A 14,556-nucleotide genomic window follows, 5' to 3' on the forward strand; every position below is an offset into this window, starting at 1 on the left:
GTTAAACCAGAGGCCGAAAGTCCATCAAAAGCAGCCGTTCGCATTCCTCACAACAGAAACAACCGCAATGCGAGACCCACAAGGCCACATGCCAAAACGACTGGTATCACGCCGACCTTGAATCGAAACAACGCGACGCCCGCGCTCAAGCCGATCACCAGCGATGGCCAGTCGAAGTCACCCTGCAGCCCATGTGGCCATAGTACGTGAAGGGCAAAGAACACGGCGAGGTTCACGATCACACCAACTACAGCTGCTGTTATGCCAGTAAGCGGCGCTGTGAATTTCAGATTGCCGTGAGTTGTCTCAATGAATGGGCCGCCGAGCAGAATGAACAGGAACGATGGAAGGAACGTAAAGAACGTCACGACGACGGAGGCGACGATTGCTGATGCGAGTGTGGCGTCTGGGCCGAACACGGCCTTGGTCCAGCCGCCGACGAATCCCACAAAGGAGACGACCATGATGAGCGGTCCTGGCGTCGTCTCGCCAAGGGCGAGGCCGTCGATCATCTGAAGACCGGTCAGCCAGTGATAGTTGTCGACCGCGCCCTGGTAGACGTAAGGAAGCACGGCATATGCGCCACCAAATGTCAGCAACGCGGCTTTAGTGAAAAACCACGCCATCTGCGTGAACGTTCCGGTCCAGCCATAGAAGGCGGTTAGCGTGCCGATGACGGCGAGCCAGATGAGAACGAAGACGGCAAACACGACAACGAACCGCTTCCACGTGAAGAGAGCGTGTCCTGGCGTCGGCGTGTCGTCGTCGAGGATCGCGGGACCAAAGGCCGTGTCACCGGCTTTGTGGCCGCCGCCAACAGCGAACCTGGTCGGGGCATACTTGCCGCCAAAGAAACCGATGATGCCCGCGATCAGGACGATGAGGGGAAATGGCAAATTCAACGCGAAAATCGCAAGAAACGCTGCCGCTGCAATTGCCCATAACCATAAGTTCTTCAAGACGCGAGAGCCAATGCGGTAAGCCGCGAACACGACGATGGCGGTAACAGCCGGCTTGATGCCGTGTAACACACCAGCCACTGCAGGGACGCTGCCGAATGCTGTGTAGACCCATGAAAGCGCTATGAGGATGAAAAGGGACGGCAGTACGAAGAGACCTCCGGCAATGACGCCGCCCCATGTCCGGTGCATCAGCCAACCGATGTACGTGGCGAGCTGCTGCGCCTCCGGGCCGGGTAAAATCATGCAGTAGTTCAAAGCATGCAAAAACCGCTTTTCGGAAATCCAGCGTTTCCGCTCGACTAGGTCCTGATGCATGATGGCGATCTGCCCTGCAGGTCCACCAAAGCTGATGAAGCCAAGGCGAAGCCAATACCAGAAGGCCTGCCCGAAGCTGACTAACTCGGGTGGCGCCTCTCGAGTGATACCCATGGCATCCTCATGCTCTAGCTGGCTGTGTTCCATTTTTGGCTTCGCCTTGACTAGTTGGCCTGCGGCGTACAACTGGATTGAATGGAGCAATAGTGCTGGCTGGGCGACGGCTACGTCATCTAGCCGCACTCTTTTCAGTTGCGGCGAAATGTGCGAGCAAAGAATCCAGCACACGACACATTTCGCAAACGAGGTCGTCATCGCCCAGGCCGCGTTCTCTTGCACCTGTCATGACTGCCTCGAAACCGGCGGCCTCCGGTACGACGAGGCCACCGATATCGAGCGAATGAACCATGTTCGCGAGTCCGGTCATCCCCGGCTCGCTATCGACTCCAAAACTGGCAGCCAGCACTTCAAAGGTCACGCGGCCATTGATGTGCGAGAACGTCGCGCCATCGAAGTCGAACCCAACAGCGTCCTCGGGGCACTCACCTGGGGAAGCAAGCCACCGGAATTGAGCGTTGCTATCAACAAAACGTTTGATGAGCCAGGCGCTGGCCACCCGATCAATCCAAAGATGTTGACGGGTAGCCCAAACACGCCCGTGGAATTTGTCGCGATTTAAGGGCTGAATGGTTCCTTCGCTCTCGCGTGGCTCACCTGGAGACAGCACAGCCTCGGCAGCGTCGACAAAGTCGTGGCAAGCGGAGTTCGCTCGAGCCAATGTGTCGTTCGGGAAGAAATCGACGGCTGCAATCGCTTCAAATTCCTTTCGTGTCTTACGCACGAGCCTAGTGGCCTCGGCGAGGCTGATGCTGGCAAGCGTTTTCCGGGCATCCTCTACCGACCGCTGGAAGTTTGCGTAGTCATCTGCGCGGTCGAACAGGGGCCGAAATTCCTTTTCCTGTGGCGCATCTCGGCTTGCAAACCACATCAAATATGCGGTCCCGCCCGCCTGTCGGATGCCGTCACACATCTCAGCCATCCCAGCTTCTTCCGCGACAGGAAGGAGGTACACGCCATCGCGCAGGACCGCACAGCCTTTTGCCTTCAGCGCGCGCCAGTACCGCATGCGTGCTGTCGCGCTGTCTGTCGGAAGGGTCAATACGAGAAGCAGCCAGTCGGTGAGTTCATTCATGTAGCGAAATCTACACGAATGTTACAATCGATACAAATGTATTTTTATTCCGTCTCGGTATCGTCTGACATTGGTCCACGTGCTGCGATGCGTTCGGTGAGGTCACCAAATGGCCGCAATAGGACTGTCGCCGGCCGTTGACTAGACGCAGTTGGGCGACTGTTGATGGCCGAACCCAGGCCGACGACCGCCGACTCAGGTCGAGGTCAAACAGTCATCTGCATACGCGGTGGGCCCGCCAGCATGCTGTTGGCCTTTGCGGACGCTCTGCTGGATATCGTCAATACGATGTCCGGTCATGTTGTCAATCGTCGGCGCCGTGCGAGCGCACAATCATGGTCGGTCAGTAGCCATCAGATACTGAATGCCGAAGCGCACGTATTTCAACCCGCCCTGGCCCACCGATTCACTCGAGCGGCAACCTGAGCAGGCGGAATCGGGAGGCAGACAGGGCTGCAAAGGACTGCGATTGACTGCGAACGACTGCGGTGGAGTTGCGCCAAGTTATCGATTTTTAGTAGCATACGTATGCAGCGTTATACCCGGATTCGCACTTGCCCCGATGCACGGCTTGCAAACTACCTAACGGGCTGCCTGCATGAAGCTGCGCACCTTGGTTTCGTCGACGGGATTCCACCATACGCCTCCCACCTTCAACGAACTCGCGACGATCACGCCGTCAACCACCGACAGGATTTCCGCAACGTTTCGCTCCGTGCAACCGCTGCCGACCAGCAGTGGCAACGTCGTCGCGGCCCTGATCTGGCGCAAATAGTCGGTGCTGGCAGCGTCACCGGTGCGTTGGCCTGTGGCGATGATCGCGTCGGCATCGAAGAACTCGACATCGCGAACCAGCTCCTCAAGCGAACGATCCGACACGATCGCGTGCGCACCGTGCTTGACGTGTGCGTCGGCGAAAACGTGGATGCCGCCGGCACGCAGCTTTGCCCGGTAGCGCAAAGCGACAGCCGCCGCGCCTTCTATCAGGCCCTCGTTCGCGACATACGCGTTGGCCCACTGATTCACGCGCACGAACGCCGCGCTGCTCGCCGCCGCGATCGCAAGTGCGGGGAGCGCCGCGTTTGCGAGCACGTTGATGCCGATCGGCAAGCCGGTTTCCCGCGCAATTCGATCGGCGGCGACAGACATGAACGCCGACGTCTCCGGACCGATATCGTCCGGCTTCGAGAACGGCACGTCGCCGTGATTTTCGACGATCAGGCCATCGACCCCACCTTTTGCGTACGCCACTGCATCGGCGAGCGCTGCGTTGTACATCGCCTCGCTCGAAGCGCCCTGATAGCGTGGCGAGCCGGGAAACGCCGGGCAGTGGATCACACCGATCACCACGCCGCGCGGGCGTCCAAAAATCTGCTGGACGCAATCAGCGCGTCCGCGCCCAACACCAGATAAAGTTTCCATATCGATTGAACTCAGGTTAGAGAGTCGAAGAGCGCGAACAATTCGGCGCTGCTCGGGAAAGCGACTTGCGTACCGCTTCTCGCGACGGCGAACGCGGCGGCGGCCTGCGCGCGCTGCAAGGCGGCCGTCATGGCGATGCCCTGTGCGAGCGCAGCGAGAAGGGCACCGCAGAATGCGTCGCCGGCGCCAACGGTGTCGACGGCATCGGCGGGAATTGCCGGAATCAGCGTCATGTGTCCTGAGTTGCACCAGAGGACGCCTTGGGCACCGAGTGTGACGATGACATCGCCTGCGCCCGATGCCCGAAGCGCACGTGCGGCTTCCTCAGGCGTCTCCAGCCGAGTCAGCGCCATGGCCTCGACCCGATTCACCACGAGAACATTGACGTCGTTCAGCAACGGGCGGCAATCGAAACATACCGGCCCGGGATTGAGCAAGATCCGACGCTGGCCCGCATGCGCCTGATGCAAAAGATCGGCTGTGACGGCTTCACTCAGGCTGCCCTGCATCGCTATCCAGTCGCCGCTGCGGGTTGCATCGAGCACCGCGCTTGGCGAGGGCACATAGCAGGCCGCCGCTTCGTTGCGAGTCACGATGGTATTTTCGCCCTGCTGATCGACCGTCACGACGGACATATCCGTCGCGCACGGCAGCCGGGCTATATAACGCGTATCGATACCTTCTTCGATAAGCCGCGCCAAGATGCGTTCGCCGTCGGCATCATCGCCGACGGCGGCAAACAGGTGCGCTTGAGCGCCGGCGCGTTGCGCCATCACGGCCTGATTCGCGCCCTTTCCGCCGAAGTCCCGCAACGTATCGGTCGCAAGCGACGTCTCGCCTGCCAGCGGCAGGTGCCCGACCCGAAAGACCATGTCGATTGCCGCATTGCCGACAATGCAAACGCGCGCTTCATTCGTGTTCATGACGTCGCTCACGGAGCATGACGCTCATTGTTCGCTAGAGGTCAGCCAGTCGAGACAGTTCCTCCATAGCCGCGCGTTGCCCTCCCAAGCGGAAAATTCCGGCGGTAACCAGTGACTCGACATGTCGCTCGTCCACGCAAGCGTGCGTCCACGGCCATGTGTGCCAGCAACGAGCAACGGGTGGCCGGTCTCGGGGACGGTCGCGATCAGCGTCGCGTTGGCTTTCAGTTGCACTTCGTTATAGCCAAGCAAGTGAGGCCACTGCGTTCCAAGCCCCTCGACCACCGGGTGCGAAGCAACCACTTTCGCAACGAATCCTTCTGGAACCTCAACACGATCGTCGTAGGGCAGGCATGTGACTGGCATCACATCCTCGACCGGCGTATTGCGAAAACGCGCACTGCCGCTGATGCCCTGAAAGCTCAGGTAACCGCCGATCATCATCAGCCCGCGTCCGGCATCGACATAGTCTCGCAACAGCTTGAGACGGTTCGGTGTGCGCTGACTTTTAACCCAGGTATCGGGATGAAGCAGCAACGTATTCGCGCCGATGTCGGACAGGATGATCGCGTCATAAGCGAGCAATCCGTCAAGCGTGGAGGGGAAGGCTTCCTGCGCTTCATGGCTCGGCATGTGCGTGATCGAGTAGTCGCTGTCCTTGAAGATATCGAGGAAGATCGTGGCGCCGGTGTGATAGGTCACGGTCGCAAACTGGTCGAAGCCCTTGATGTGTGTCGACGCGCTCGTCCAGCTCTCCCCGGCGAGCAAAACAGATTTGGTCATGCGTGTGCTCCTGAAGCGCGCAGTGGGCCGTGTCGGCGGCACGCGGCGCAAGGTGGAACCGGTTCACTTCGTCTTATGCGAAATATCGTCATCTACCCGAGAAAACCCGTGCCGGGTTCGCAATCATCATCGTTTCGATCTGCTCGTTCGTCACACCATGACGCCGCAGACGAGGCACGAAGTACTTGAGGATGTAGCCGTAGCCGTGGCCGCCAAAGCGCGTCAGCATGATCTTCATAAACACGTCCTGCGACATGAGGATTCGGTCGATAAAACCGGCGTCGATCAGTGCCTTGATCGCGCGCGCGTTCTCTTCATCAGATGGCGATTGCGCGTTTTCATCGGCGTAGAAGTACTCCATGCCGATCATGTCGTATTCGAGCCAGGCGCCGCGTTCGGCAAGCGTGTGCTGGTATTCGACGTCCATGTGGCTCGGATTCATGTGACATAGCACGGTGTGGTTCAGGTCAGCGCCTTCCTCCTGCACGATGTCGAGCACGCGATGCCCATGCCGCGCCCAGCCGGGCAGGTGCACCGACATCGGCACATGGGTCGCCGCGCTGGCTCGCGCGGCCGCGCGCAACGACTTCTCCTCGTTGGCCGTGAACGCTGCCGAGACGCCGATCTCGCCGATCATTCCCGCGACGACTTCAGGCTTTTCATCGGCGCCCCCAACATCGAAAATCAGTTGTGCGGCCAGTTCGTCGATGGACTTGCGTTTCACGTAGTCGGGATGCGAAGGTTCGAGGTAAAAGCCCGTCGACATCACGATATTCAGGCCCGTTCGGCGTGAGATCCGTTGCAGCGCGGCCGGATCGCGGCCAATGCCGAGGTTGGTCGGATCGACCACCGTATCGCCGCCCAGTTCACGGAAGCGCATCAGTTCTTCAACGGCTACGTCGGCGTCGAACAACTGGCAATTGTCGCGGTTCATCAGGGGATTCATCCGCAGCGCGCCGAGGATGCCGATATGGACCTGCTGTTCGCCGATAAACCGGTCGCCGCAACAACTGGGCGGCACCCATTTTCCGGAAGCATCCAGCAGGATGTGTTCATGCATCAGCGTCACACCCATCTTCGCGACGGGCAGCGGTCCAAGGACGGTCATCACGTGACCGCTGCCGATGCCTATCGGTAGCGACGAGTCGTGGCGAAAGATCGAACTCATCGCTTAGCCTTTCTTACGCCGTTGCGGCGAGAAGATGCGCGTGTTGAGCCATATCGCAAGCAGCATGATGGCTCCCTGGATGATCTGCGTATAAAACGGCGAGACGTTAATCAGGATCAGCCCGTTGCCGAGCACGGCGATGGTCAGCGCACCCAGCAAGGTGCCAAGAATCGTTCCCCTGCCGCCAAAGAGATCGGTGCTGCCGAGCACTACAGCGGCGATCACCGCGAGTTCAAAGCCGACGCCCTGATTCGACGATCCGCTGCCGAGCCTCGCCGTCGTGATAAGTCCGGCCAGACCGGCCGCCGCGCCGCTAAGGACATAGACCTTCAGGGTGACGCCGCGCACGCTGACACCCGCCCGGCGTACGCCTTCCGCATTGGTGCCGATGCCGGTCACATAGCGCCCGAACCGCGTATGCCGGAGCGTGACCCATCCGGCGAGCAGCGTGACGATCGCGATTACCGCGGGCGTCGGCATGCCGAGCAGGCGACCGCGTCCAAGTTCGACGAACCATCCGTCGTTTTCGATCGGCACTGAAAACCCCTGCGTGATCAGCAGCGCGATGCCGCGCACGACCGATAACGTGCCAAGCGTCACGATGAACGCCGGCATTCCCGCGAACGCGATGAAATAGCCGTTGAGTGCACCGATCAGCCCACCAAGCGAGAGGCCGCCGACCAGCACGACGATCCCTGGCACGCCTGCTCGCAACGCGATAGCCGAGAGCGCGCCCACAAGCGCGAGCGTGGAGCCGACCGACAGGTCAATGCCGCCCGTAGTGATGACGAGTGTCATCGTCGTCGCGACGATCAGTAGCGGTGCGCTTTGACGAAGCACATTGAGGACGTTGCCAGCGGTGAGAAACGTGTGTGTCGTGAACGTGAAGGCAAGGGCACAAACGAGGAAGAATGCCGCGATGCTTGCCACGCCTGCATTGCGACCGAGCAAATGTTTGAGCGGCAGGCGCAGCGCCTTGGACTTGTCGTGCATGGCGAGTTCCATGTCAATTCTCCGCGAGCGCGCGTGCTGAGCGTGCGCTGAACTTATGGCCCACGATCAGATCGACGATCTCTTCCAGATTCGTTTCACCAGTTTTCCGATCCGCGACGTTCTGCCCTTCGTACATCACGCTGATGCGGTCGCACACCAGGAACAGGTCCTGCAGGCGATGGCTGATCAGGATCACGCTGACGCCGAGCGTGCTGATCGTGCGCACGAGTTCGAGCACCGCTTCGACTTCGGCCACGGCCAGCGCGGCTGTCGGTTCATCCATGATCAACACTTTCGGATCGAACGACACCGCCCGCGAAATCGCGATGGCCTGACGCTGCCCGCCCGACAGGTTTTCCACGTCGAGCTTCGTGCTCGGGATGCGAATGCCGAGATTGTTCAGCATGTCGCGGGCATCGTGATGCATCTTGCGATGATCGAGAACTGGCACGCCGCAGACGCGACGCATCGGTTCTCGGCCGAGGAAGAGGTTGCCGGCCACATCGACCGTATTGCACAGTGACAGGTCCTGATAAACCATCTCGATGTGATGCGCGCGCGCATCACCCGGGTCCGAGAAGCGAACCGGCTTGCCGTCGATTTCGACTCTGCCACCGTCCGGTATCACCGCGCCCGACAGCACCTTCGAGACCGTCGACTTGCCCGCGCCGTTGTCGCCAACGAGCCCGAGTACTTCGCCCGGCATCACGTGCAGGTCGACGCCGCGCAGCGACTGTACGGCACCGTAGCTCTTAGTGATGTTTTCCATACGCACGCGCGGAGTCACAGCATCGTTTTGCATAGGGGTTCTCCCAGGAACATCGAGGTGGGCGCGGTTGACGGGGTTACTTAAAGATAGCCCGGTATTTCCCGACGTTCGCCTTTGTCACGATCGTCACCGGTACGGAGATGTTTTTCTCGACCGGCTGCTTGTTGATGAGCTTTATCGCGGCATTCAGTGCGGCACGGCCTTCGCCTTCCGGGTCCTGTTGGACCACGGCGGTGACAAAGCCTGCATCGATGCCCTTGATCGCCTGCGCGCTCAAGTCCCAACCGACAATCTTCACGCGGCCGGTAGCGTCCTGCGCCGAGGTCGCCGCAACAAGACCGATCAGCGCGGGTTCACCGGTTGCATACACGATCTGCAAATTCGGATTGGCCGAAATCAGGTTCTCGGCAGCCGTTTGCGCCTGGTCCTGCACGTTTTGTCCATCGACGGTGGCGACGATCTTCGCGCCCGGCACCGTCGCGATGCCCGCCTTGAAGCCATCCAGACGCACGTTCTGGATGAACGAATTCAGCGCGCCGACCACGCCGATGCTCGCCTTCCCGCCAAGATTGGTCTTGATGTAGTTTGCCGTGTATTTGCCGATATCTTCGCCGACCTTCTTGTTGTCGACACCGACTTGCACTGAGTTGTCACCGTCGACGATGGCATCGATGGTCACCACCGGAATGCCCGCTTTCTTGGCTTCCGTGATCGCGGGCTTGATGCCGTTCACATCGATCGCGACCACGAGAATGGCATCGACCTTTTGCTGGATATACGTTTCGATTGCGTTGTTTTGCGCGCTCGGATCGTTGTTCGAGTTGAAGATGGCCAGCTCGACGCCGGCTGCTTTTGCGGCCGCCTGGGCGCCCTGGTCCATCTGCGTGAAGAAGAGGGCCTCCTGGTTGATCTGCACCATGGCGATTTTCTTGCCTGCCGCAGCAGCAGTGCCTGCGACGGCAAGCAAGGACGCGCTCAGCAGTACGACGGTCATGCGGCGGAAATGCAATGCTGCGCTCATCGGAATCCCTTTCTTGGTTGGTCCGGACGCTATTCGGGCGGTCAATGAAAGCCGCGCGCCCGGCGATTAAAGAAAGACTTCATGGGCGCAACCGACATTGCGCCGCCCGTTTGTAAACCGGTTTATAAAAAAATAATCCGCGAGTATTGGGCTGTCAACCATTTCAAAAAAAGATGCGGGAAAGTACGGACAGGCGGGACTATGAACCGGAGCGAGGCGGGCCCACTGAGGCGCGTTCGATCAACTTGACCGGCAGGCGCTGCACGGTTGGCGGGGCGACGGCTTGTCCTGTTAGCATCGCGATCAGCAGTGCGACGCCGGTACGGCCAAGCTCGGCTGCCGACTGCCGCACCGTGGTAATCGGCGGCATCAGGAGGCTGGCGAATTCCATGTCGTCGAAGCCGACGATCGACATGTAGTCAGGCACGTCCAGCGCGCGCGCGCGCAGTACATCGAGTACGCCCACCGCGATGTAGTCGCTAGTGGCGAACAGGGCTGTGGGCGGCTGGACGCGCGTGATCAGATCGGCTCCCGCGGCGCGCCCGAACCCACGGTCGTAGGAGCCGAAGTGCACGAGCCCGGAATCGAAGGGAACCTGTGCTTCGGCAAGCGCCCGCCGATAGCCCTCCAGCCGTTCCTGCACGGTGAACAGCGCTTCGGGACCGGTCACGTGCGCTATCCGCCGATGCCCCGCGTCAAGCAGATGGCGAGTCGCCAGATAACCGCCCTCGACGTTGTCGACGAACACCTTCGGCACGTCGGCGCCCGGCACGTCCTCGTCGACCAGGACGATGTTGGCGCGCTCGCCCATCAGGCTGCGCAGCGAGCCGTCGTCGGGGCGATTGGTCGCGAAGATCAGGCCGTCGAGATGGCGAGTATCGAGCCAGCGCAGATAGAGCGCCTCGCGCTCGAGCTTGTTGCGCGTGATGCAGAGCGCGAGTCCATAGCCGCTTTCGGAGGCGGCTTCCTCGACGGCATCTGCGAGCTCGGCGAAGAACGGATTGGCGACCTCCGGCATTGCCAAGCCGATGGTCTCGCTGCTTCCGAGACTCAGGCGCCGGGCCAGACTGTTCTGGCGGTAGTTGAGCGCGACGACGGCGTCGTCGACGCGCTTGGCCGTGTCCGGCGGAAGAACGAGGCTACCGTTCAGGTAACGCGAAACGGTCGCCTTCGATACGTCCGCCAGTTCGGCGACATCGCGAATCGTAGGTGCTTTTGCCACTTGTAGATTCCCCGATGGACTGGGGCGTAGTGTAACGCGCTGGATAAAGCTGCAGTCGTGGATAAACCTTCGCGAACGGTCTGTGCTCTCGAATCCAAGCATCAAGTTCTCGGACCATACTGAGACGTATAGCTCAGTGTCTGCAGTCGCCGGTCGCGAACAGCCGAGGTCGGCCGATCCTGTTTGCAAGGACTTCCCCCGAGAGTCAAGTTTGGGGTTGAGTTTTCTCGTGCTGGCCGTTCCGTAGTGATGGCCATCCAGGTGGCCCAGTCGTTTGCGCGGTCATGACACATCTCCGGTTTCTTCCACTGCTGTGTGCGAAGCAATTCCAGGAATAGACTGCGTCTTTGCAAACGGCCTTGGTGCCCTTTATGTCGGGCGAGCCACCATATGAGCCGCACAGGAGAAGCCTATTTGAAAACCGGTGATCAGGCATGAGGCTGTGACCCGCATGCAGTTGTGAATCGCCAACAGAATCGTCGGGTTCTTCTCCCGGCTGCTTCTGACAACGCGTAGGAGACGCCAGCGCGCGCACGCAGCGGCGAATCATGAGCGATGCCGATCTTCTGGGCGATGGTGTCGGCCGACAGGAAGCCGATGCCACGAATGTCCCGTGCTAACCGGTAAGGATTTTCCGTGACGATAGCGATGGAGTCCTGAGCATAAGTCTTGAAAATCCGCACGGCGCGGGACGTCGAAACGCCATTGCCATGCAGAAATACCATGATCTCGCGGATGATCTTCCGATCGGCCCAGCCCGATGCGATCTTTCGGGCACGTATCGCACCGATCCCTTCGACTTCCCGAAGCCGCTCAGATGTCTGCTCGATGATGTCGAACACAGCCGCGCCGAAGGCTTTGACCAACCGACCGGCGTACACCGGACCGATACCCTTGACCATCCCGGAGCCGAGGTAGCGCTCGATGCCGGTCAGCGTGTTCGGTGGCGAAATTTTGACGAACACCGCCTTGAACTGTCTACCGTGCTCGCGATCCGTAACCCATGTACCTGACGCTCAGGCGTACTCGCCTGGCGCTGCGGTCGGGGTGTGCCCGACCAGAGTAATGAGTTCACACTCGCCCTTGACCTTCGGCCGCAGGACGCAAAAGCCACTATCGGCGTTGTGGAACGTGACGCGCTCGACCAGTCCCGCGAGACGATCCGGTTCGGGCCTGGGCGCGGCATTGGGTGGGCATGCTGACATGAACGAAGCGCGAGTTGTTGTACCACCACTAAAATACTGACAGCATCGGCATGCTACCGCATGAGAGGGCGAGCGAGCCGGACAAGTCGAAGATAATGCCGATCATCTTCCCCGAGAAGCACGCCAATTTTGCCAATGAACACGTTGAACGAAGTGCTCGTCCGCCTCACCATCGATCAGTTGAAATCCCTGATGCGCTGGCTTCCGGATGCCGCCCCCTCCGGCAAGAAAGACCAACTGGTCGGGGCGATCCTGCGAAGTCTCGCCGGGGACGGGCTGCGCGCACTCTGGGATCGTCTGGATGACATGCAGCGAACGGCGGTGGCGGAGACCGCATACGCGCTGGAGGGGTTCTTTGATGGAGACCGGTTTCGCGCGAAATATGGGCGGTTACCCGATTTCGCGGTCAAAGAGAATGGTCGATGCCATTCGTATTATGGACCGCCGACGGCGTTGGGCCTCTTTTTGTATTACCAGGATGGGTGTTACAGCCTTCCCGTTGATATGCTCGAGCGACTAAGGACCTTCGTGCCCGAACCTGAGCCCGTCAGGTTGAACACAGTCAAAACGCTTCCGGAGAAAATCGACGAGAATCCGCTGACGGTGCGGCACAGCGAGCGCGATGCGCTGGTGGATCTGTCGGTTCTGCTGCGGCTGACGGATCAGGGCAAGATCCAGGTCAGCGACAAGACATCGCTGCCCGGCGCAGCCACACTGCGCCTATTGACGGAGAACCTCGCCGGCGGCGATTTTTACGCCCACACGCCCACACAGCATCAACGGGATCAGGAAGTCGACCCGATCAAGGCATTCTCGTGGCCCCTGCTGCTTCAGGCTGCCGGACTGGTGCAACGGAACGGCAGCAAACTGGCGTTGAGCACGGCGGGGCGGAAAGCTTTGACATCCTCCCCAGCCAGCGTATTGGGCACGATCTGGAACAAGTGGCTTAAGTCCAGTCTCTTTGACGAGTTCAGCCGGGTTGACGTCATCAAGGGGCAGAAATCGAAAGGTCGCGTCATGAGCGCGGTGGCACCGCGTCGTGCCGCTATTACCGAAATACTGCGGCTCTGTCCGGTCGGAGCATGGGTCGACGTTGGCGACTTCTCCCGATTCATGCAGGCGACCGGTGACACGTTTGACGTCACGCACGACCCCTGGAAGCTTTACATTAGCGACCCCCAATATGGCAACCTCGGCCATGACGGCTTTCATAGCTGGGCGATTTTACAGTTTCGCTATCTGCTTTGCTTCCTGTTCGAGTACGCCGCTGCCCTTGGCATCATTGATATCGCCTACATCGAAGCGAGTGGGGCGCGCGACGACTTCGGCGAGCTATGGGGGACGGACGACCTGGAATTCCTCAGCCGCTACGACGGCCTGATCTACTTCCGCGTGACGCCGCTGGGTGCCTATTGCCTCGGGTTGGTTGACGATTACACGCCCGCTGCGATCCAGCCGAGCGTCAAGCTGTCTGTCTTGCCCAGTTTGCACGTAAATGTCGTCGGCGGAAGCCTGTCGAGGGAAGAATCCCTGACGCTGGGTACCTGGGCCGTAGAGGCAGCGGAAAAAAGTTGGCGGCTGGACCGTCAAGTAGCTGTCGGAGCTATTGAAAAAGGGCATGACATTGCCGAACTTCGAGCGTTTCTGCAAACCCGCGAAGACCAGCCGCTGCCAGAAACGGTGGAGTCCTTCATCAAGACCACCGAGAAGCAGGGCAAGGCGCTGAAAATCTTGGGAACTGCATTGCTGATCGATTGTGAGAACGCTGAAATCGCCTCGATGATCGCCACGCGCAAGGAAACAGCCGGTTTGTGCCTACGCGCCGGTGATCGACAACTAGTGGTCCGGCTTGAAAACGAAGAAAAATTCCGGAACCTAATTCGCATTCTGGGCTTGGGCATGGCTACCTGAGGCCCTACCTCGACGCGCATCACATGCAGCAGATCTTCGCGAAGGCGACGGGCCGCGAAATCCACGAACATTTGTTTGCGCGGGGAAGCGCGAACGATGACAAACGGTTGCGGGTGCACCGGGTTTTAGGAAGCGGGGGCACGTGAAAGTGTTCGTCTGCCTTTGTTTGGGATCCACAAGCGCCCCGAAAATCCCGACCTCGAGGTTCGACGAACTTCATCGAAGGGCGGAAACGGCGCGTTGGATGCCAAATGCATCACGGAGCGACGGCGGTCCGCCTAGGCGGTTCGATCTCGGTCCGGGTTCGGCCCTTTATAGGACCCTCAAAGAAAACGACGCTCTGACGACCCTTACGACGCACGCTTAAGCAAATCGGCGCAGGCGACACAGAGATCGCCCAAGTGCATCCAGAACGAAGTCTGTAGTCATCGACGAACTGACGTGGATAGCGTCAACCAGAACGTCCGGTTTACCGACAACCATCTTGGCCGGTCGGCGCGCTGATTGTTGCTGCTAGATTGGCATGGTTGTCGCTCCGTCTTGGTCGATGTTGGTTGATTGCTATAAGGGCAACTCGCGGGAGGGATGGGACATGACTAAGAAACGGCGCAAGCAGTTCTCGACGATCCTTGAGATGTCATTGTCGTAACCGTTGTGATAAAGACTCCCC

The 14,556-nt window shown here is 59.8% G+C and carries 13 protein-coding genes; 1 reads left to right on the forward strand and 12 read right to left on the reverse strand.

The window, feature by feature from the left end:
- Positions 1-47 precede the first annotated feature (47 nt).
- The 12 genes from chrA to JWR14_RS36295 form a co-directional block, all read right to left on the reverse strand.
- On the reverse strand, positions 48-1,391 hold the full coding sequence (gene chrA / locus JWR14_RS36240) for a chromate efflux transporter (protein ID WP_299719203.1): 1,344 nt from the start codon (positions 1,389-1,391) through the stop codon (positions 48-50).
- Positions 1,392-1,506: 115 nt separating this feature from the next.
- A complete protein-coding gene (locus tag JWR14_RS36245) occupies positions 1,507-2,469 on the reverse strand; it encodes a chromate resistance protein ChrB domain-containing protein (RefSeq protein ID WP_299719178.1) in 963 nt (320 codons plus the stop codon).
- A gap of 582 nt (positions 2,470-3,051) precedes the next feature.
- A complete protein-coding gene (locus JWR14_RS36250; RefSeq protein ID WP_299719180.1) occupies positions 3,052-3,891 on the reverse strand; it encodes a BtpA/SgcQ family protein in 840 nt (279 codons plus the stop codon).
- Positions 3,892-3,902: 11 nt separating this feature from the next.
- Complete coding sequence (locus tag JWR14_RS36255) at positions 3,903-4,814, reverse strand: ribokinase (protein WP_299719182.1); 912 nt, start codon at positions 4,812-4,814, stop codon at positions 3,903-3,905.
- A gap of 24 nt (positions 4,815-4,838) precedes the next feature.
- Positions 4,839-5,597, reverse strand: a complete 759-nt coding sequence (locus tag JWR14_RS36260; protein WP_299719184.1) for a glutamine amidotransferase — start codon at positions 5,595-5,597, stop codon at positions 4,839-4,841.
- 88 nt (positions 5,598-5,685) lie between these two features.
- Positions 5,686-6,765 (reverse strand): phosphotriesterase, encoded by a 1,080-nt coding sequence (locus tag JWR14_RS36265; protein ID WP_299719186.1) that lies wholly within the window; start codon positions 6,763-6,765, stop codon positions 5,686-5,688.
- Positions 6,766-6,768: 3 nt separating this feature from the next.
- Positions 6,769-7,770, reverse strand: coding sequence for an ABC transporter permease (locus tag JWR14_RS36270; protein ID WP_299719188.1), 1,002 nt, complete (start codon positions 7,768-7,770; stop codon positions 6,769-6,771).
- A gap of 1 nt (position 7,771) precedes the next feature.
- On the reverse strand, positions 7,772-8,560 hold the full coding sequence (locus JWR14_RS36275; RefSeq protein ID WP_299719190.1) for an ATP-binding cassette domain-containing protein: 789 nt from the start codon (positions 8,558-8,560) through the stop codon (positions 7,772-7,774).
- 43 nt (positions 8,561-8,603) lie between these two features.
- Positions 8,604-9,548, reverse strand: coding sequence for a substrate-binding domain-containing protein (locus JWR14_RS36280; RefSeq protein WP_299719193.1), 945 nt, complete (start codon positions 9,546-9,548; stop codon positions 8,604-8,606).
- Between the two features lie 199 nt (positions 9,549-9,747).
- The gene (locus JWR14_RS36285; RefSeq protein ID WP_299719195.1) at positions 9,748-10,770 is read right to left on the reverse strand and encodes a LacI family DNA-binding transcriptional regulator; all 1,023 of its coding nucleotides are present in this window, start codon (positions 10,768-10,770) and stop codon (positions 9,748-9,750) included.
- A gap of 428 nt (positions 10,771-11,198) precedes the next feature.
- Positions 11,199-11,735: a helix-hairpin-helix domain-containing protein gene (locus JWR14_RS36290; RefSeq protein ID WP_299719197.1), complete on the reverse strand. Its 537-nt coding sequence runs from the start codon at positions 11,733-11,735 to the stop codon at positions 11,199-11,201.
- Between the two features lie 51 nt (positions 11,736-11,786).
- On the reverse strand, positions 11,787-11,975 hold the full coding sequence (locus JWR14_RS36295) for a hypothetical protein (RefSeq protein WP_299719199.1): 189 nt from the start codon (positions 11,973-11,975) through the stop codon (positions 11,787-11,789).
- Between the two features lie 135 nt (positions 11,976-12,110).
- Between JWR14_RS36295 and JWR14_RS36300 the strand changes: the two genes are divergently transcribed.
- Entirely contained in the window at positions 12,111-13,886 is a 1,776-nt protein-coding gene (locus JWR14_RS36300; protein ID WP_299719201.1) for a hypothetical protein, read from the forward strand.
- Positions 13,887-14,556: the final 670 nt, after the last annotated feature.

The sequence above is a fragment of the Caballeronia sp. genome, assembly GCF_028292365.1.
In the GTDB taxonomy this organism is placed as follows: Bacteria; Pseudomonadota; Gammaproteobacteria; order Burkholderiales; family Burkholderiaceae; genus Caballeronia.